Origin of the sequence: Actinoallomurus sp. CA-142502 (genome assembly GCF_050936355.1) — a bacterium.
GTDB classification, from domain to species: Bacteria; Actinomycetota; Actinomycetes; order Streptosporangiales; family Streptosporangiaceae; genus Actinoallomurus; species Actinoallomurus iriomotensis.
In genome coordinates this window covers 3,185,468-3,202,415 of sequence record NZ_JBNJMY010000001.1, presented here as the reverse complement: position 1 = coordinate 3,202,415, position 16,948 = coordinate 3,185,468, and the positions used below count along the sequence as shown (strand labels likewise).

The 16,948-nt window shown below is 70.3% G+C and carries 18 protein-coding genes, 1 tRNA gene and 1 pseudogene; 5 read left to right on the top strand and 15 right to left on the bottom strand.

All coding sequences use genetic code 11. The features are described from left to right. Position 1 precedes the first annotated feature (1 nt). The 3 genes from ACQEV1_RS15570 to ACQEV1_RS15560 are packed head-to-tail and all read right to left on the bottom strand — an operon-like array spanning position 2 to position 2,767. Entirely contained in the window at positions 2–1,240 is a 1,239-nt protein-coding gene (locus ACQEV1_RS15570; protein WP_285617876.1) for an ABC transporter substrate-binding protein, read from the bottom strand. Positions 1,241–1,275: 35 nt separating this feature from the next. Further along, positions 1,276–1,983, bottom strand: a complete 708-nt coding sequence (locus ACQEV1_RS15565) for an ABC transporter ATP-binding protein (protein WP_433394536.1) — start codon at positions 1,981–1,983, stop codon at positions 1,276–1,278. Continuing rightward, the gene (locus tag ACQEV1_RS15560; protein ID WP_433394535.1) at positions 1,970–2,767 is read right to left on the bottom strand and encodes an ABC transporter ATP-binding protein; all 798 of its coding nucleotides are present in this window, start codon (positions 2,765–2,767) and stop codon (positions 1,970–1,972) included. The genes ACQEV1_RS15565 and ACQEV1_RS15560 overlap by 14 nt, the downstream gene beginning before the upstream one ends. A gap of 240 nt (positions 2,768–3,007) precedes the next feature. Here ACQEV1_RS15560 and ACQEV1_RS15555 point away from each other — a divergent pair, with 240 nt between their 5' ends. Further along, the gene (locus ACQEV1_RS15555; RefSeq protein WP_433394534.1) at positions 3,008–4,390 is read left to right on the top strand and encodes a tannase/feruloyl esterase family alpha/beta hydrolase; all 1,383 of its coding nucleotides are present in this window, start codon (positions 3,008–3,010) and stop codon (positions 4,388–4,390) included. Here ACQEV1_RS15555 and ACQEV1_RS15550 read toward each other — a convergent pair. After that, positions 4,383–5,273: a LysR family transcriptional regulator gene (locus ACQEV1_RS15550; RefSeq protein ID WP_433394533.1), complete on the bottom strand. Its 891-nt coding sequence runs from the start codon at positions 5,271–5,273 to the stop codon at positions 4,383–4,385. The two genes, ACQEV1_RS15555 and ACQEV1_RS15550, sit on opposite strands and share 8 nt — an antisense overlap. A gap of 113 nt (positions 5,274–5,386) precedes the next feature. On the opposite strand from ACQEV1_RS15550, the gene ACQEV1_RS15545 reads away from it, so the two are divergent. Together ACQEV1_RS15545 and ACQEV1_RS15540 are read left to right on the top strand one after the other, a co-directional pair. Next, positions 5,387–6,574 (top strand): CaiB/BaiF CoA transferase family protein, encoded by a 1,188-nt coding sequence (locus tag ACQEV1_RS15545; protein ID WP_433394532.1) that lies wholly within the window; start codon positions 5,387–5,389, stop codon positions 6,572–6,574. Between the two features lie 22 nt (positions 6,575–6,596). Next, positions 6,597–7,922 carry an SLC13 family permease gene (locus ACQEV1_RS15540; protein WP_433394531.1) on the top strand — a complete coding sequence of 442 codons (1,326 nt, stop codon included), beginning with the start codon at positions 6,597–6,599 and terminating at the stop codon, positions 7,920–7,922. Positions 7,923–8,017: 95 nt separating this feature from the next. Here ACQEV1_RS15540 and ACQEV1_RS15535 read toward each other — a convergent pair whose 3' ends face one another. After that, positions 8,018–8,641 (bottom strand): NADPH-dependent F420 reductase, encoded by a 624-nt coding sequence (locus ACQEV1_RS15535; RefSeq protein ID WP_433394530.1) that lies wholly within the window; start codon positions 8,639–8,641, stop codon positions 8,018–8,020. Between the two features lie 30 nt (positions 8,642–8,671). Then, on the bottom strand, positions 8,672–9,406 hold the full coding sequence (locus tag ACQEV1_RS15530; RefSeq protein WP_433394529.1) for an SDR family NAD(P)-dependent oxidoreductase: 735 nt from the start codon (positions 9,404–9,406) through the stop codon (positions 8,672–8,674). A gap of 143 nt (positions 9,407–9,549) precedes the next feature. Between ACQEV1_RS15530 and ACQEV1_RS15525 the strand changes: the two genes are divergently transcribed. Then, positions 9,550–10,161: a TetR/AcrR family transcriptional regulator gene (locus tag ACQEV1_RS15525; RefSeq protein WP_433394528.1), complete on the top strand. Its 612-nt coding sequence runs from the start codon at positions 9,550–9,552 to the stop codon at positions 10,159–10,161. A 203-nt stretch (positions 10,162–10,364) separates the two neighbouring features. Here the strand turns inward: ACQEV1_RS15525 and ACQEV1_RS15520 are convergent. The 4 genes and pseudogenes from ACQEV1_RS15520 to ACQEV1_RS15505 form a co-directional block, all read right to left on the bottom strand. Beyond that, a pseudogene (locus ACQEV1_RS15520) lies at positions 10,365–10,640 on the bottom strand (ATP-binding protein); the annotation flags it as partial. A 71-nt stretch (positions 10,641–10,711) separates the two neighbouring features. Further along, positions 10,712–11,440, bottom strand: coding sequence for a hypothetical protein (locus tag ACQEV1_RS15515; RefSeq protein ID WP_285617887.1), 729 nt, complete (start codon positions 11,438–11,440; stop codon positions 10,712–10,714). 90 nt (positions 11,441–11,530) lie between these two features. Then, positions 11,531–11,869, bottom strand: a complete 339-nt coding sequence (locus ACQEV1_RS15510; protein WP_433394527.1) for a hypothetical protein — start codon at positions 11,867–11,869, stop codon at positions 11,531–11,533. A 272-nt stretch (positions 11,870–12,141) separates the two neighbouring features. Continuing rightward, positions 12,142–12,213: transfer RNA gene (locus ACQEV1_RS15505), tRNA-Gln, on the bottom strand. A gap of 151 nt (positions 12,214–12,364) precedes the next feature. Here ACQEV1_RS15505 and ACQEV1_RS15500 point away from each other — a divergent pair. Beyond that, positions 12,365–13,513: an MFS transporter gene (locus ACQEV1_RS15500; protein WP_433394526.1), complete on the top strand. Its 1,149-nt coding sequence runs from the start codon at positions 12,365–12,367 to the stop codon at positions 13,511–13,513. A 202-nt stretch (positions 13,514–13,715) separates the two neighbouring features. Here ACQEV1_RS15500 and ACQEV1_RS15495 read toward each other — a convergent pair whose 3' ends face one another. From ACQEV1_RS15495 to ACQEV1_RS15475, 5 genes are all read right to left on the bottom strand, one after another. Further along, positions 13,716–14,126, bottom strand: coding sequence for a sugar phosphate isomerase/epimerase family protein (locus tag ACQEV1_RS15495; protein WP_433394525.1), 411 nt, complete (start codon positions 14,124–14,126; stop codon positions 13,716–13,718). Between the two features lie 52 nt (positions 14,127–14,178). After that, complete coding sequence (locus tag ACQEV1_RS15490; protein WP_285617890.1) at positions 14,179–15,360, bottom strand: DUF993 family protein; 1,182 nt, start codon at positions 15,358–15,360, stop codon at positions 14,179–14,181. Next, the gene (locus ACQEV1_RS15485) at positions 15,347–15,493 is read right to left on the bottom strand and encodes a hypothetical protein (RefSeq protein ID WP_433394524.1); all 147 of its coding nucleotides are present in this window, start codon (positions 15,491–15,493) and stop codon (positions 15,347–15,349) included. The genes ACQEV1_RS15490 and ACQEV1_RS15485 overlap by 14 nt, the downstream gene beginning before the upstream one ends. Before the next feature lie 252 nt (positions 15,494–15,745). Next, on the bottom strand, positions 15,746–16,363 hold the full coding sequence (locus ACQEV1_RS15480) for a hypothetical protein (protein ID WP_433394523.1): 618 nt from the start codon (positions 16,361–16,363) through the stop codon (positions 15,746–15,748). 88 nt (positions 16,364–16,451) lie between these two features. Next, a complete protein-coding gene (locus ACQEV1_RS15475; RefSeq protein WP_433394522.1) occupies positions 16,452–16,820 on the bottom strand; it encodes a hypothetical protein in 369 nt (122 codons plus the stop codon). Positions 16,821–16,948: the final 128 nt, after the last annotated feature.

Here is a 16,948-nt window from a genome sequence, read left to right as displayed (position 1 = left end):
CCTACAGGTCACAGGACGGGTCGGGCTGCTGGAACGCCTCCGACGCCGGGATGGTCTTGAGGATCTTCACGTAGTCCCAGGGTTCCTTGACCTCGCTGGACGGCTTCACCTGCGACAGGTACGCGTCGTGCAGCAGAAGATGGTCCTTGGCGCGGATGGTGGCGTCCCGGGCGAAGGCGTCCTCGAACCTGTGGCCCTCCAGCTGCTTCACCACATCGTCGGACTTGTCGGTGCCGCCGCGCTGCACGGCCTCCAGGTACTGCAGTGCGGCCGAGTAGTTGGCGGCCATGTTGGCGGTGGGACGCTTGCCGGTCTTGGCCTGGAACTTGTCGGCCCAGGCGCGGCTCTTGCCGTCGAGGTTCCAGTACCACATGTCGGTGTAGCGGGTCCCGGCCAGGGCGTCCGGGCCGAGCGAGTGGATGTCGCTGAGGGCCAGCAGCCCGACCGCGAGGCCGACGCCCTTGTTACGCAGCTTGTACTCGTTGTACTGCTTCACCAGGTTGACCAGGTCACCGCCCGCCTGCATCGTGCCGAGCACCTGCGGTTTGGGGTTGAGGCCGGGCGCCTTGAGCAGGAAGGTGGAGAAGTTGTCGTTCGGGAACGGCGTCGGGTCACTCTTCACGACGCTGCCGCCGGCCGCCTTCACGGCCGCCGCGAATGTCTTCTGCATGTCCTGCCCGAACGCATAGTCGGGATAGACGATGTACCAGTTCCTCGCCCCGTCCTTGGTCACCTCGGTACCGGTGCCGTGGGCCAGCATGTAGCTGTTGTAGCCGTAGTGGAAGGTGTACTTGTTGCACTGCTTGCCTTCCAGCTCGGTGCTGGCGGCGCCGACGTCGATGAACACCTTCTTCTTGTTCTTGGCGATGGTGGCGACGGCGAACGCGGCGGACGAGGTCGGCACGTCCAGGATCACGTCGGCCTTCTGCCGGTCGTAGAGCTCCTGCGCCTTGGAGTTGGCGATCTCCGGCTTGTTCTGGTGGTCGGCGTCCTTCACCTCGATCTTCTTGGCCACCGCCTTGTCGCCGTACTCGGCCTGGTACTCGGCCACCGCCATCTTGACGGCCTCGATCGTGCTGCGGCCCGAGGTGTCGGCGTAGACGCCCGACTGGTCGTTCAGCACGGCCAGCACCACCTTGCCATCGCTGATCTTCCCTCCGCCGCCACCCGGTCCGCCCGCGCACCCGGCCAGCAGCAGCCCCGCGGCGGCCAGGCCGCCGCTCCAACCCATGATCCTCATTCCGGCGTCTCCTCTGTCACAGATCTCGGCCGCCATCAGATTCCGAGGTAGTCGAGCAGCTCGTCCTCGCGTTCGCGGACCTGGTCGTTGTCCAGCGATTCGACGATCCGGCCCTCGGCGAGCAGGTAGTGGCGGTCGGCCACGGTCGCGGCGAAATGCACGTTCTGCTCGATGAGCAGGACGGTCACGCCGGCCGCCTTGACCTCGCGCAGGATGTCGCCGATCTGCTGGACGATCAGCGGGGACAGTCCCTCGGTGGGCTCGTCGCACAGCAGCAGCCGGGCGCCCGTCCGCAGCGCCCGTGCCAGCGCGAGCATCTGCTGCTCGCCGCCCGACAGCTTCGTCCCGGCGAACCGGCGCCGTTCGCGCAACCGCGGGAACGCCTCGTACACCCGCTCCAGCGGCCACGGGTCGAGTCCGCGCCTCGTCGCCGGCGGGAGCGTCAGGTTCTCCTCCACCGACAGGGTGGCGTAGACGCCGCGGTCGTCCGGGACGAAACCCAGACCGCGGCGAGCCCTGCGATGGGGGGCGAGACCGGTGATGTCCTCGCCGAGCAGCGAGATCGTGCCGACGATCCGGCCGTACGAGCCGTGCAGGCCCATGAGGCAGCGCAGCATCGTGGTCTTGCCCGCGCCGTTGCGTCCGACGAGTGTGACGATCTCGCCGGCGTCGACGTGCAGCGACACCTCACGCAGGGCCTGCGCCTCGCCGTACCAGGCCGACAGGCCCTCAACGCGCAGCATGGGAGTCTCCGAGGTAGGCGGTGATGACGCGCGGATCGTGACGGATCTCGGCGTACGGGCCCTCGATGAGCACCTTGCCGTGCTGCAGGACGGTCACCCGCTCGGCGAGGCTGGCGACCACGTTCATGTTGTGCTCGACCAGGATCACGGTGCGGCCCGTGCGGATCTTTCGGATGAGCTCGATGGTGCGCTCCAGGTCCTCGACGCCCATCCCGGCCGTCGGCTCGTCGAGCAGGAGCACCTTGGGATCCAGCGCCAGGGCGAGCGCCAGTTCCAGCGCGCGCTTGCTCCCGTACGACAGCGAGCCCGCCGGGATGCCGCCGTGCCCGGACAGCCCGACCTGTTCGAGCAGTTCCCCGGCGCGTCCGGCGAACCGAGCCAGCGCCCGATCGGAGCGCCAGAACCGCCACCCGAGGCCGGTCCGGCTCGCCAGCGCCAGCTCCACGTGCTGGTGGGGGGTCAACTCGGCGAACAGGCTGGTGATCTGGAAGGAGCGCGCCACCCCCAGCCGGGTGATGGCCTCGGGGCTGCGGCCCGCCAGCTCCTGCTCACCGAGTCGCACGCTGCCCGCGGTCGGCTTCAAGAACCCGGTGAGCAGGTTGAACAGCGTGGTCTTGCCGGCGCCGTTCGGGCCCACCAGGGCGTGCACGCCGCCCTCGGCCACGTCCAGGTCGACGCCGTCCACCGCGCGGAACCCGCGGAACTCCCTGACCAGGCCACGCGCCTTCAGAACCGGAACGGAGAGGGCGCCGTGCTCGCGGTCGCCGGCCATGGGCGCTCCCATACGCCCTCCTCACGATTCATGGTGTGACCCGAGCCACACTCGGACGCCGTGACCGTGAACGCTAAGTGGCGGCGGGGCCGGCGAACCAGGTGATCGCCCACATATTCCGGCGGTCCGGTATGAGGCGGCGCACACCGCGCCGGCCCCACCGGACACGGGCGAACAGTGGCCTCCGCCACGTGGTGCGCCCCGTCACCGGTCGAGGAACATGTGTTCCGTCTCCACCTCCCGGGAGCTGCCATGCCCACGCTTCGCAGACCGTCCGTCCTGTCGGCCCTGCTGGGATCGCTCCTCGCGGCCCCGCTGATGATGGCCGCGCCGCCCGCGCACGCCGGCACCCGCTGCACGATGAACCACGTCCACGTCCCCGGGGCCGAACGGCAGGTCGCCGCCTGCCTGGACGACCTCACCACCGCCGGCACGGTCGGCACGGACCACACCGACCCCTCCGACTGGGCGGGGTTGCAGTCGACGGCCACCCGGAACCCGAGCGGAGTGCCGGGCATCCAGATCGACGGCTACTTCCCGGACACCTCCACGTTCAACACCACTCACGGCTGGAACCACGACGCCCAGTTCGTGATCCGGCTGCCCGAACGCTGGAACGGCGGGCTCGTGGTCTCCGGGGCGCCGGGAAACCACCGCCAGTACGCCAACGACGTGACCATCTCCGACTGGGTGCTGGCCAAGGGGTACGCCTTCGCCTCGACCGACAAGGGCAACGTCGACGGGCGGTTCTACCTGGACGGCCGGCGGCCGGGCGACGCCTACCTGGAGTGGTACCGCCGGATGACCCAGGTCACCGTCGCCGCCAAGGCGGTCGTCGCCCGGCACTACGGCAGGCCCCTCCGCAGGACGTACGCGGCGGGCATCTCCAACGGCGGCCAGCTGGTGCGCTGGGCGCTGGAGAACCACCCCGAGCTCTACGACGGCGGCGTCGACTCCGAAGGCACCCTCTGGCCGCCCGACGACGCGCCGAACGCGCTGGTCTACCTGCCGGTGGCGCTGCGCGAGTATCCCAAGTACGCGGCGACCGGCGACCCCGCGGCGCACGCCGCGATGCTGCGGGCCGGGTTCGCGCCGGGGTCGGAGTTCCTGTGGGACTTCAACTACCGGGTGCTCTGGGACGGCACGCAGCGCCGAGCCCGCGAGGAGCTCGACCCGTCCTACGACGGCGACCTGGAGGCGGGCATCCCGTTCTGCCAGAGCGGCACACCCCACTGCGACGCCGACTACGACTACTACCGGCGGCCGATGAGCGTGCACCGGGCCGTACGGCGGGCATCGCTGAGCGGTCGCATCGGCAAACCGATGATCACCGTGCAGGGGACACTGGACAGCCTGCTGCCGATCCGGGTTCACGGCGACCGGTACGACGCGATGGTCCGGTCGCGGGGCGCGGGCGCGCTGCACCGCTACTACCGGATCGAGGGCGCCTCCCACCTGGACATCGAGTACGACATGTTCCCGGACAGAATGCGCCCGCTGCTCCCCTGCATGCGGACGGCCTTCGAAGCCCTCGAACGCTGGACGGCCCCGGGCGGCGGCCACGCGCCTCCGCCCAGCGCCACCATCCCCCGCCAGACCTCCGGCGACGTGGCCAACACCTGCTCCATCAGCTGACCGGGGACGTCATCTCCTCGGCGATGGCCCGGATGAGCCGCCGCACGATCAGGGCCGCCGGCGAGGGCCGGCTGTCCTCGCGCTGGGTCAGGCACAGCTCGATCGGCCGCGCGTCACGCAGGGGCAGCCACACGAGGCCGGTGATGTCGGCCGAGGTCTCCGTCCGGGCGAGGACACCGAGTCCGGCCCCTCGGCCGACCATCACCTTGACGGTGCGCGCCGACATGGCCTCGACGACGACGTCGGGGGCCGCCACGTGCCGGTGCAGCGTCTCCCACAGCACGGTGCCCGGCCGCATGGTGACGATGGGCCAGGCCTCCAGGTCGCGCCAGTGGACATGGTCGCGCCCGGCCAACGGATGGTCGGTGCGCGCGAAGACTCCGACGGGGACGGAGAGCAGCGACGTCCGCCGCAGTCCCGGCGCGGCCGGACCGAGCGGCATCGTGATCACTCCGAAGTCCAGCTCGCCGTCCAGCACGGCGGCCTCGACGGCGGTCGAGGCGCCCTCGCGGACGGTGAACCGCAGCTCCGGATGGTCCTCGCGCAGACGGCCCACGGCCGGCGCGATGATCGTCTCCGCGGTCACCGAGACGCCGCCGATCTGGACCCGGCCGCGGTAGGCGCCGCTCGACTCCATCGCCGACTCGCGCAACGCGTCCTCGGCCGCGACGAGCCGGCTCAGCGGTTCGAGGAGTGCGTGGCCGGCCGGCGTCGGTCGCACGCCGTGCCGGCTGCGGGTGAGCAGGACGACGTCGAGGTCCTCCTCCAGCAGCGCGATCTGCTGGCCGATGGTGGGCTGGCTGACCCCGCACCGGGCCGCCGCCGCTCGCAGCGACCCGGTCTCCACGGCGGCCAGGAGGTATCGCGCCCGTTCCACGCGCATCGCGTCACTATAAAGGCGAAGCCTTTCACCCGCGAGCCGCTTTCGCGTCTTCCTCGCACCTCACCGGCACGGCATGGTGACGGCAACCTCTCGCCGCATGAAAGGCATACCTGGTGTCCAATGGCCCGCTGAGCGGAGTACGCGTCCTGGACGTGTCGACGATCCTGGCCGGTCCGCTGGCGTCCTCGCTCCTCGGCGAGTTCGGTGCCGAGGTGATCAAGATCGAGCATCCCGTCGGGGGCGACCCGGCGCGCCTGTACCCACCGCTGGAGGACGGCGTTTCGTCCGGCTGGCGGATGCTCGGCCGCGTCAAGCGGAGCGTCACCATCGACCTGCACCACCCCGAGGCGGCCGGCCTGGTCGGCCGGCTGGCCGCGGCGGCGGACATCGTGGTGACCAACTTCCGGCCGCGAACGCTGCGCCGGTACCGCATCGACTTCGACGACCTTCGCGCGTACCGGCCGGACCTGGTGATGGTCCACGTGAGCGCGTTCGGCCGCACCGGGCCCTACGCCGACCGCCCCGGGTTCGCCCGCGTCGCGGAGGCCTTCGCCGGTCTGACCTACCGGACGGGCGAACCCGGCCGGCCGCCGGTCTTCGCGGGCTACCCCGTGGCCGACGGTGTCACCGGCATCTACGCCGCGTTCGCGGCCATGCTCGCCCTGCGTCAGCGGGACCTCACCGGAGAGGCCCAGTTGGCCGACATCCCGCTGTACGAGCCGCTACTGCGGATGATGGAGGACTTCGTCGTCGAGTACGGCGCGACGGGCGAGAGCCGCGAGCGCCAGGGCAACGAGAACCCGCACATCAGCCCCAACAACCTGTACCGCACCCGCGACGGTCGTTGGCTGGCCCTGCCCGCCTCGACCGAGCAGATGTGGCGGCGACTGGTCAAGGTGATGGACGCCGCGGACCTCGCCGTCCACGATTCGATGAGTGCCCGGCTGGAGCACCGCGAGGAGATCGAAACGCGCGTCTCCGCGTTCGTCGCGGCGCACGACCTCGAACCGCTGATGTCGCTGCTCGTCGACGCCGGGGTCGCCGCCGGCCCGGTGAACTCGGCGGCCGACGTCTGCGCCGATCCGCACATCCGCGCCCGTGGGTCGGTGATGGAGGTACCGGACGAGGACACCGGCCGTCCGCGCCTCATGCAGGCCCCGGCCGGCCGCTTCTCCGGCTTCGAGGGCACGGTCGGCCGCGGCGCACCGGCCCTTGGCGAGCACACCACCGAAGTACTGCGGGAACTCGCCGGGCTGGCGGAATCGGAGATCCATGATCTGCGCCACCGAGGAGTGGTCTGACCGAGAAAGCGAGCTCACGACCATGGCAACCCTCTCGATCCTCATCCTGATCGTCCTTTTCACCGCGACCCTCGTCCCCGGATTCGACCTCGGGCCGGCCGCCCTGTCCGCGGCGTTCCTCCTCGGTCTCGTCTCCGGTGTGCCGGCGGACGAGGTGACGAAATTCTTCCCGGGCGACTTCTTCGTGCTCATCGTCGGGGTGACGGCTCTGTTCGCCGCCGCCCAGCTCAACGGGACCCTCGACTGGCTGCTCGACCTGCTGCTCCGGCTCGTCGGCGGTCGCCTGGTGCTGATCGTGCTGGTCCCGTTCGTCGTCGGCGCGGTGCTGACCGCGCTCGGCACCCTGCCCGCCGCCGCGACCGCGATCGTCTCCCCGATCGCCCTGGGCCTCGCCGCGCGGTACCGGATCTCCCCACTGGTGGCCGCCGTGCTCGGCATCACCGGCATCATCAGCGGGCTGCTGTCGCCGCTCGCCGTCTACGGTGTCACCGCCCGCGAGCTGAGCACGAGGCTCGGCGTCGGGTTGCCCGGCTCGGCCCCGGTGACCTTCCTGCTCGGCGGCCTGCTGACCGGACTGGTCGTCTGCGCGGCGTGGCTCGTCGTCGGGACGCGCGTCGGGGCGGTGCCGCGCGGCCGTGCCACCGCCCTCGCCGCGCCGGCCGGACCCGACGCCGCCGCGCCGGAACCCGAGCACGGGACCCGCGTCTCGGGCGGTGCCGAGACGGCCACGGCCGTCGCGGCAGAGCCCAAGACGCCGCGGGCGCGGCCCGGAGTCCGCGCTCTCACCGTGCTCTGCCTGCTCACCGTCGTCGTCCTCTCGGTCGGCTTCGACCTGAACGTGGGCTACCTCGGCCTGACCGCGGCACTGGTCCTGCAGGTGGCGCTACGGCTGCCGGCCGACGCGATCGTCTCCAGGATCCCGTGGAACGTGGTCCTGCTGATCGGCGGCTTGCTGACCTACGTAGGCCTGATGCAGCACCTGGGCGCCTTCAAGAAGATCAGCGATCTGCTGCAGGTGGAGGGAGCGCCGTGGCTCAGCCTGCTGGTGCTGTGCTACATCGCCGGGGTCACGTCCTTCGCCGCCAGTTCGATCGCGGTGTTCGTGACCGTCATGCCGCTGCTGCCTCCGCTGGTGGCCGATGGAGTGTCCCCTGTCGGCGGCGTGCTCGCCCTCGCCCTGGCCTCGGTCCTGGTCGACATCAACCCGCTCGGCATCACCGGCGGCCTGATCCTCGGCGCCGCCGAGCCGTCGATGCGACCCCGCCTTTTCCGCCACCTGCTCGCCTACGGATCCGCCTCGATCGTGGTCGCGCCGGCCTTCGCCTGGCTCGCCTTCGGCTGGTGGTGACCCGCAGGGCGTCCTCAGCGGTCGGCCGCCGCCACCCCACCGACTCGCCACGGGCTCACTTGGCGAGTCCTTTCGGTGATCCGTCAACCGTTTGCTCAGACGGGAAGTTCGGTGATGCTGAGGGAGAAGTTCAAGTTCCCCATCCCGTGGTTGGCGAGGCCCACCGTGACCACGCCCGCTCCTTCCAGCCAGTGCGCCATTCTCAGGCCGCCGACGTCCAGCGGGCGCAGCCCTAGGCTCTCGATGAACGCCTCCACACTTGCCTTGGCCTGCGCGTTATCGCCGGCGATGAAGACGTCGGGCCGACCCTTCTCCAGGACATGACGGAAGATGGTGTTGAACGCCTTCACCACGCTGGCGCCGGCCGGGGCCGCCTTGGCGACTTCCTGCGCGATCGAGGTCTCCTCGCGGTGGGTCAGCCCGTCGAACGTGGAATTGAAGGGATTGCTGATGTCGACGATGACCTTGCCCGCGAGAGCGTCTCCGTACTGGGCGACGACCGGCACGACACCGTCGTACAACAGGGCCACGATGACGATGTCCCCTGCCGGGGCGGTGCCCCATTCTCCCGCCGTGGCGCCGCCGCCGAGAGCCTTGGCCAGGTCAGCGGCCTTGGACTGATCGCGGCCCATGACCTCGACGGTGTTGCCGCCCGCCACCGCCCGCGCGCCGATGGTGCGGGCCATGTTCCCGGTGCCGATGATGCTGATGTTGCTCATGAGATGTCCTGCCCTGGTGCGTTGTTCGGTTCAGATGGCGGTGGTGCCGCCGTCGGCGACGAGTTCCATGCCGTTGACGTAGCTGGAGTCGTCGGAGGCGAGGAAGAGGGCGGCGGTGGCGATTTCGTCGGGGCGGCCCATCCGGCCGCGAGGGATGAGGGACTCGAACTGCCGCTTGGTGGCCTCGTCGAAGAGTTCTTCCTGCTTGGCGGTGGCGACCTGGCCGGGGGTCAGGACGTTGACGCGGATGCGGCGGTCCTTGAGCTCGTTGAGCCAGACGCGGGCCCAGGCCTGCTGGACGGCCTTGCTGCCGGCGTAGACGCTCCAGCCGGGGAAGGCGCCGAGGGAGGCGTTGGAGCCGGTCATGAGGATGGAGCCGCCGTCGTTGAAGAGCGGGAGGGCCTTCTGGACGGTGAATAGGGTGCCGCGGGCATTGAGCCCGAACCAGGTGTCGAACTGGGCCTCGGTGATCTCGCCGAGCGGGGCGGGCTCGCCCCCGCCCGCGCTGGCCCACAGCACGTCGAGGCTGCCCTTCTCCCGCTTGACGGTGTCGTACAGGCGGTCCAGGTCGTCCAGGTCGGCGGCGTCGCCCTGGACGCCGGTGACGTTGCGGCCGATCTGCTTCACGGCCTCGTCCAGGGCGTCCTGGCGGCGGCCGGTGATGAAGACGTGCGCTCCCTCGTCGACGAACAGCTTCGCGCCGGCCAGAGCCATGCCGGTGGTACCGCCGGTGATGACCGCTACCTTGCCGTCAAGCTTTCCCATGGCCGCTCCCTTGGGTCCGTGGTGCCGTGCGCACCGGGGATGACGATGTTATGTACACCGATCTGTGTGCTTAAGGTACGCGACGGGCGGCCGGGGTACAAATTATGTACACCGGTCGTTACCCACTGCGGTACGATGGACCCATGACGGAGTCGGAGAAGGGCCCCACGGGCCGCCGTCGCGGCCGGGGCGCCCGCGAGCGCATCCTCAGTGCGTCCCAGCAGCTGTTCCGCGAGCAGGGCATCAACCGCACCGGCATGAACGAGCTCTGCGCGGCGGCCGAGGTGTCCAAGCGCACGGCCTACCAGCACTTCACCAGCAAGGACGAGATCGTCGCCGAGTACCTGCGCCGGTTCGACCCCTCCGTTCTGTCCGGCGTGTTCGACCGCACCGACCTCACGCCCCGCGAACGGCTCCTCGCCGCCTTCGACATCCCCCCCACCACCCCCCTGTGCCCCTACATCGCCGCCGCCGTCGAACTCCACGACCCCCAGCACCCGGCGTCCCAGTACGCACGCGAGTACAAGAAAGCCGTCGCCGCGCGGCTCGCCGAAACCGCCCGCGAAGCCGGCGCCGCCAACCCTGAACAGCTCGGCGAGCAGCTCGCGCTGCTCATCGACGGCGCCGCGGCCCGCACCCGGGTCCTCGACGCCGACGCCTTCCCCACCGCCGCCGCCATCGCCGCCGTCCTCATCGACAACGCCATCCCCGCCACAACCGGCGACGACCGGCGGCGGGAGGAAGTGTCAAGCTGACGTGGCACTCGGCGGCCGGGCTGGACGCGCTGCCGGTCGCGCGGCCGCACCCGCTGGTACGCGACACCAGCCGCCCGGCACCTGGCCCGGACCTGCGGGCTTTTACGGAACTGGCCGCCCGCCTGCCGGGGCCGCAGCAGAAGCCGCCGGGGAGACAGGCGGCCCCCGAAGGCCGGCACCGGCCCCGGGACGGTCTGGTCCGGGTCGACGACGTACAGATGCGTCCACCGAGGCCGGATGTCGAGCCAGACCGACGACTGCCCTTCGCCGACGGCGTGGCAGATGGCGTTGGTGACGAGTTCGGAGATGGCCAGGACGACGTCGTCCACGTGATCGGCGTCGATCTTGACGACTTCTGCGAGGACGCTCGCCACGTACCGACGGGCGACCTTCACCGGATTCGCCGACTCAGCCGGCAAGGGCTGCCAGATGGGCTCCTTCAACGACCCCAGAACGAGCCGACCGCCTTGAGCCTGCATACGTAAGCCCGCATCGGTCAACACGCATGTGTTGACCAGCAGGACAAGTCGGGCACTCGAAAAGAGTCGGTTTATCCCTGGCCGGTCTGGAACCCGCGTTTCTCCACCCCGGAGAGCGCCGCGAGGTTCATGGACAGGTCGAGTGCGAGCGGAATGGTCGCCGTGATCAGCGGCCAGTCCGGACGCCGGGTCAGCTGCAGCACGAACGCTCCGGCGACCTTCTGGGTGGCGGCGAACGGGGCGACGCCACTGCGTGCGCCATAGGACGGCGAGCCGACCTTGGTCAGCCGGCCGTAGCCACTGCCGTCGGCGTCCTCCAGGTCGAAGCCGAGCATCCGGGTGCTGTGCGCGATGAACCTGCCGTACGGCCGCCCGTACGCCTCGAGCTGAAACTTCACCTTGCCCAGCACGTTCCGCTGCCGCATCTCGCCGATCGGTCGGCCGTCGGCGTCGGCGATGCTGACGGTGCTCTTCCACACCTTCTTGTGTCGCAGGTACAGCAGCGCGGAACCGTCCGGTGCGCTGACGGTGACCACCGAAGTGTTGATGTGTTCGGTCATCTCGGCGATGGACGCGCCATCTGGGCTCGGCGGCGGACCGACGGCCTCGGCGGCGCGGGCCACGACGGTGCCATCCGGCGTCAGGTAGACGTACCGGAAGCCCTCGCCCGGCCCGGTCGGCAGTTGGACGAAGACCAGCACCGGCTCCCCGGACAGGGTTCGGTCGCCGGTCGCCACCGGCAGCACGTCGGCCTGGGAGAGAAGGTCATTCAGTTCCTGCTGGCTCACCTCGGCGTCCATGCCGACAAACATATCTGTCCCCCGACAACGACAATGCCCAAGCCTTTCAGGCTACGCAGGAACCAGCGGCGCAACGGCGGCGTTCGCCGGCTACCTGAGGCGGCGGATGCGGCGATTCAGCAACGTCCCGACTTTGTGGAGCCAGGCGATACGGTCGCCGTAGCGAGAGACCATCCCCGCACAAACACGATCAAGCGCAGGACTCATCCGGTAGCCCTGTGCCGCGAGGTAATCCTGATTGCCCAGCACAAGGGCGTCGGCGAGCCGCTCCTTGGTCGACCACTCCGAGGACGGGAAGCCATCGTCGCGCCCCCTCGCCCAACGGACACGGACGACGAGGCCTCGGGCGAACTCGACCTCAACGTCGGTCAGATGGACGATGCTCCCGGTCTCCTCCTCATAGCCCGCCTGCTTCCACCGCCGTCCCACACCGGGTTAGCCGCTGTCGCCGAGGAAGGCCAGATCGGCGAGACCTTCCTCTGTCAGCTCGCAGGGCGCTGCGACGTAGCGTCCGTCCGACGTATGGCAGGGGCAGGGCGGTGTGGAACCGGCGTCCGGATCGGTTAACCCTGTCACGCGATCTTTTGGGCTCCTGAGGCGAAGCATCGCACGTCTACAGCGCCCTGTTCGTTCCCGCGCGGGCCCAGAAACGACGAAAGCAGGGCCTCATCAGAGGCTCCCGCCGCAGGTCAGATGCTGTGCTGGGGTACCAGGACTCGAACCTAGACTAACTGAACCAGAATCAGTCGTGCTGCCGATTACACCATACCCCACGGGCCGCGAACCCCTGGTCCGTGGCGCCTCAGCGAGTTTAGCGGACTTGCACCACTCCTCGCGAACGGGCGGCCGCTGTCGTCCCGTGCGTCTCGCCGGCCGCCGGGGAGCGCGTCGAGGACGGTCGCCCTTCGGGCTAGTCTCCCCCCTGTGGATCGTTCGGGGGGTTTGTCGCGGGGCAGGGCCACCTGGCTGCTGTACGCCGTTCTCAGCTGTTTCGGCTTCCTCCTCAACGGGCTCGGCGCCATCCTCGTGCCCCTTCAGAAGGATCTTCGGGTCGGCCGGGACCAGGTCGCCTTCTACCCCACCCTCTTCGCCGTCGGGCTGCTGATCGTCGGGGTCTTCGGCGGTCTGCTGGTCGGGCGGGTCGGCCGGGCGGTGGCGTTGCGGCTGTCCATCGGCGGGATGATCGCCGGTGGGCTGCTCCTGGCGACCTCGGCGCAGGCGCTCACGCTCCTCGGCGCGCTGCTCATCGGCATCGGCGGGGCGCTGCTGATCCAGTTGATCCCCGCTCTGCTGTCCGCTCTTCACCCGCACGCCCCGGCGGCGGCGGTCGGGGAGGCGAACGGGCTCGCCAGCGCGGCGTCCGTGCTCGCTCCCCTGATGGTGGGCGGGGCGCTCGCGGCCGGGATGGGCTGGCGGGCCGGGTACCTGGTGGTGCCGCTCGTCATGCTCGTCCTCGTGCTGGTGCCCGCCTGGCGGGTTCCGTTGCCGGCGGCCGAGGTCCCGGCGGACGACGCGCCGCGCGCCGACGTTCGGCGGCTCATCGGGCCCTGGGTCGAGGTGCTCTTCGCGGTGAGCGTGGAGTTCTGCATGGTGTTCTGGGCGGCCTCGGCGGTGACCGAGTGGCACCACGCGTCGGACGGGCTGGCGCCGGCGGTGGCCTCCCTGTTCCTGGTCGGCATGGCGACCGGGCGGTCGCTGGCGGTGCCGGTGACCCGGCGGCTGCCGCGGGCCCGGCCGCTCATGCTCGTGTGCGTCGCCGTGGCCGCGGCCGGGTTCGCCGTCTTCTGGACCGCGCCCGACCTGCTCCTGGCCGGCGCCGGGCTCCTGGTGACCGGGCTCGGGGTCGCCCTGCTCTATCCCACGACCGTCAGCCGTACGGTGGCCGCCTGGCCGCACGCGCCCGACCGGGCGGCGGCCCGCGCCGCGCTGGCGTCCGGTGTGGCGATCGGCGGCGCGCCGTTCGTGCTGGCCCACCTCGCCGACCTGATCGGGCTGCGCATCGCCTACCTCGTCGTCCCGCTGCTGCTGGCCGCCCTCGTGGCCCGTACGCTCGCCGCCCGGGACACGCCCTAGCCGAGCACCCGTTCCGCGTACCGCTTCTTCGTCGTCGCGACGACCTCGTCCGGGTCGGCGGGCGGAAGTCGATCACGCCGTCGCCCATCATCGCCCGGCCCAGAAGGACGGCCGCCGGGAGCGGGTCGAGGAAGTCGCACACCTAGAAGCTCGCGATCCGCGACCCCGCGCGGGCGATCGAGGCGAACACGTCCGGATCCCATCAGAGGTGGAAGCGGTCGACCACCACTCCGACCTCCGGCGGCGCCAGGTCGAGCGCCTGGGCGAGCGTCGAGACCACCGACCGATCCGCGCAGTACATCGGATGCGGTGCCTCAATCGCCAGCCGTACACCGCGCTCGGCCGCGTACGGCGCCGGCGAGGTCGCGGGATCCGGCGGGCAGCCCGCCAGGCACCAGGACGAGGCGGGCGCCTCCAGGACCGCCGCCTCGTCGATGGCCCGCCGGTTCTGCTCGCGCCGGTCCGGCTCGTTGAAGAAGCCGCCGCGGCACAGCGAGGAGACGCGCTGGCCCGCGGAGCGTACGAGCGCGGCGGTCGCCTCAAGGCCGTGGTCGGCCACGTGCTCGCGCCACAGTCCGATCGCCTCCAGACCGTGGCGTACGCAACCGTCCACGGCCTCGGCTACGGACCAGCGCCGCGTCGTCCACTGGTTCAGCGACAGGCGTTCACAGCACCCCGGTGGTGGTCAGGAACGACCGCATCCGGCGTACGGCCAGGTCGGGGTCGGGCAGCAGGCCGGCCTGGTCCGCGAGCCGGAACACGTCGGTCAGGTGCAGCACCGACCGGGCGCTCTGGGCGCCGCCCACCATCACGAACGCGTCCTGGTGGCCGGCCAGCCAGGCGAGGAAGACCAGGCCGGTCTTGTAGTGGTACGTCGGCGGCTCGAAGATCTTGCGGGCCAGCGGCAGCGTACGGTCCAGGATCGCCTCGTACTCGACGGTCTCGTCCCGGTCGAGGGCGGCCAGGGCCGCGGACGCCGCCGGGGCGATCGCGTCGAAGACGCCGAGCAGCGCGTCGCTGCCGTCCTTGATCAGCGAGGGGTAGTCGAGGTCGTCGCCGGTGTAGAGCCGTACGCCGGCGGGCAGCGCCGCCCGCAGCCGCGCCTCGCGTTCGGGGTCGAGGAGCGACACCTTGACGCCGTCGATGACCGAGGCGTGCGCGTTCACCAGGTCCAGGAACGACGACGTCGCCTCCTCGATGTCGCCGCTCCCCCAGTATCCGGCCAGCCTCGGGTCGAACATCTCCCCCAGCCAGTGCAGGATCACCGGCCGGGACACCTGCCCCAGCAGCCGCCCGTACACCTCGTGGTAGTCCTCCGGGCCGCGGGCGGTGGCGGCGAGCTGCCGGCTGGCCATGAGGATCACACGGGCGCCGGTCTCCTCGACCGCCGCGACCTGCTCCTCGTACGCGTGCGCGACCGCCGCCGGCGAATCGGCCTCCGGCGCGTGGTCGGTGCCGGCGCCGCAGGCGAGCAGGTCGTACGGATCGCCGAAGTCCTTCGCCTCGGCCGCGCTGCGGCGGACCAGCTCACGGGCGGTGTCCCAGTGGAGGCCCGCGCCGCGCTGGGCGGTGTCCATCGCGTCGGCCACGCGCAGGCCCCAGGACCAGAGGTGGCGGCGGTAGGCGAGCGTGGCGTCCCAGTCGAGCCGCGCCGACGCCGGCTCCGCCAGCGGGTCGGCGACAACGTGCGCCGCCGCGTACGCGACGCGTGAGGTGGGCAGGCCCTCGGACCGCGGCCAGACGTACGGGCCCTTCAGCGCGTACGACTCCAGCGCTCCCCCCGGCGCCGGGAGAAGGAGGAAACGGCGGCCCGGCCGGCGCAGGACCCGGTTCTCACGAGTGATCATCAAGCGTCTCCAGTTCGATTCGGCGGCCCTCCGCCGAGGATCGCAGGCCCGCCTCCGCGACGTACACCCCACGGGCCCCGGCGCTGAAGTCGTGCGGGAACGGCGCGTCCTCGACGACGTGCCGGACGAACATCAGCCCGCCAGCACCGACCGGACGAGATGCCGACGGTGCCCCATCCGCCCGGTGACGCCGTTCATGATGACGCCGAGGGGGCGCGTGGTCATCGATGACCTCTTCAGCGGGGAGGGAAAGCGCTTTCCGCGCCACCGTACGCAGCGGCGGGCGGCGTGTCCAGATCACCCATCCGGGCCCGTGGCCGGGCGGATCGAGACGCGACGACCGGCCGGGCCGCGTACGGCCCGGCCGGTCCACCGGAAGGCCTGATCAGCACACGTGGACTATGTCGATCTTGTCGTTGGCGTACCCTCCGGGGGGATTGGACAGTGACTTGTCCTTCGAGAGATCGCGCAGGTAATGGCCGGCGGGGAGCCGGAGGAGGACCTGCCAGTTGCTCGATGAGTTGGGGTCACCGGAGCCGTCGTAGTTGTAGAAGACCGATGTGACGTTGGAAGTCTGGTCGTTGTCGATGGAAGAGATCTGGTCATTCCACGGACGACCGTTCGACATGTACTTGGTGCTGAGATTGACGTTCGTGCAGACGGTGAGGTCCAGGTTCTCACCGCCCCAGTTGTCGTTCTGGTACAGGCACAACCAGCCGACCGCGGCGCCGTGCCGGAAGCTGCACAGGCTGACCGACACCGCCGGTGAGACGGCGCTGTCGGGGTGGACCGTGACGACGGCACCCTGCCCCAGGTCCACCTTGTCCGCGGCGATGCGCTTCGCCCCCTTGTTGTACTTCAGCAGCCCGGCGACCTGGCTTTCCACGGTCGCTCCGGCGGTGTCGTGCGGAGCGGAGGTCGCGGCGTGTGCCGCGCCGCTCACCGCCGTGGTGGCGACGGCCACCGCGGCGGTCGCGACCATGGCCGAGCCGATACGGCGCATTTTCCCCATGTGAACCCTGCTTTCCTTCTTCCCCGTTCCGGCATCCGTTTTCGGTGCCGGCCTGAAAAATGTCACGACTCGGTCAGACTCAAGGAAAGGCGAGATAGGCTGTCACCATCCAGCCGGTGACCTTCGTCGAGCCGTTGTAGCCGTAGCCGTACACGAATACGTATCCACTGCCACTGGTGTACGAGCTGCTGCAGAATTTGACTTGGGCCCCGTAGGGCAGCTCGCCGACTCGTGGTGCCGATGTGGACGGCGACGTGTGAACGAGTAGCCAGTCCGCGCCGTTGACGTGGGTGAGCGAGTCATAGGTGCACGAGTAGGCGGGCGCGGCGACCGGACCGGCCGGCGCCGCGGCGTTCGCGGTCCCTGCCGTCAGTGCGGAACCGGCCAGGGTCGTCGCTGCGATGCAGAGCTTGGCGCGTTTTCCGGACAATGCTTTTCCTCCGTTCATGTTGGTCGATTCATGAGGGTCAGCTCGTGTTCAACAAACATGCGTCAGAGTCAGGCCGTTCCACAGACCCTTTCAGGCATGGCTTAAAGACCCAGCACCACGCGATGCCGCGTTGTTCGCACAGCAGA

What these genes read in the sequence shown, in the direction of transcription:
- ACQEV1_RS15570 (WP_285617876.1), bottom strand. Translation starts at nt 1,240, where the DNA reads ATGAGGATCATGGGTTGGAGCGGCGGCCTGGCCGCCGCGGGGCTGCTG.
- ACQEV1_RS15565 (WP_433394536.1), bottom strand. Translation starts at nt 1,983, where the DNA reads ATGCTGCGCGTTGAGGGCCTGTCGGCCTGGTACGGCGAGGCGCAGGCC.
- ACQEV1_RS15560 (WP_433394535.1), bottom strand. Translation starts at nt 2,767, where the DNA reads ATGGGAGCGCCCATGGCCGGCGACCGCGAGCACGGCGCCCTCTCCGTT.
- ACQEV1_RS15555 (WP_433394534.1), top strand. Translation starts at nt 3,008, where the DNA reads ATGCCCACGCTTCGCAGACCGTCCGTCCTGTCGGCCCTGCTGGGATCG.
- ACQEV1_RS15550 (WP_433394533.1), bottom strand. Translation starts at nt 5,273, where the DNA reads ATGCGCGTGGAACGGGCGCGATACCTCCTGGCCGCCGTGGAGACCGGG.
- ACQEV1_RS15540 (WP_433394531.1), top strand. Translation starts at nt 6,597, where the DNA reads ATGGCAACCCTCTCGATCCTCATCCTGATCGTCCTTTTCACCGCGACC.
- ACQEV1_RS15535 (WP_433394530.1), bottom strand. Translation starts at nt 8,641, where the DNA reads ATGAGCAACATCAGCATCATCGGCACCGGGAACATGGCCCGCACCATC.
- ACQEV1_RS15530 (WP_433394529.1), bottom strand. Translation starts at nt 9,406, where the DNA reads ATGGGAAAGCTTGACGGCAAGGTAGCGGTCATCACCGGCGGTACCACC.
- ACQEV1_RS15525 (WP_433394528.1), top strand. Translation starts at nt 9,550, where the DNA reads ATGACGGAGTCGGAGAAGGGCCCCACGGGCCGCCGTCGCGGCCGGGGC.
- ACQEV1_RS15515 (WP_285617887.1), bottom strand. Translation starts at nt 11,440, where the DNA reads ATGGACGCCGAGGTGAGCCAGCAGGAACTGAATGACCTTCTCTCCCAG.
- ACQEV1_RS15490 (WP_285617890.1), bottom strand. Translation starts at nt 15,360, where the DNA reads ATGATCACTCGTGAGAACCGGGTCCTGCGCCGGCCGGGCCGCCGTTTC.
- ACQEV1_RS15485 (WP_433394524.1), bottom strand. Translation starts at nt 15,493, where the DNA reads ATGTTCGTCCGGCACGTCGTCGAGGACGCGCCGTTCCCGCACGACTTC.
- ACQEV1_RS15480 (WP_433394523.1), bottom strand. Translation starts at nt 16,363, where the DNA reads ATGCGCCGTATCGGCTCGGCCATGGTCGCGACCGCCGCGGTGGCCGTC.
- ACQEV1_RS15475 (WP_433394522.1), bottom strand. Translation starts at nt 16,820, where the DNA reads ATGAACGGAGGAAAAGCATTGTCCGGAAAACGCGCCAAGCTCTGCATC.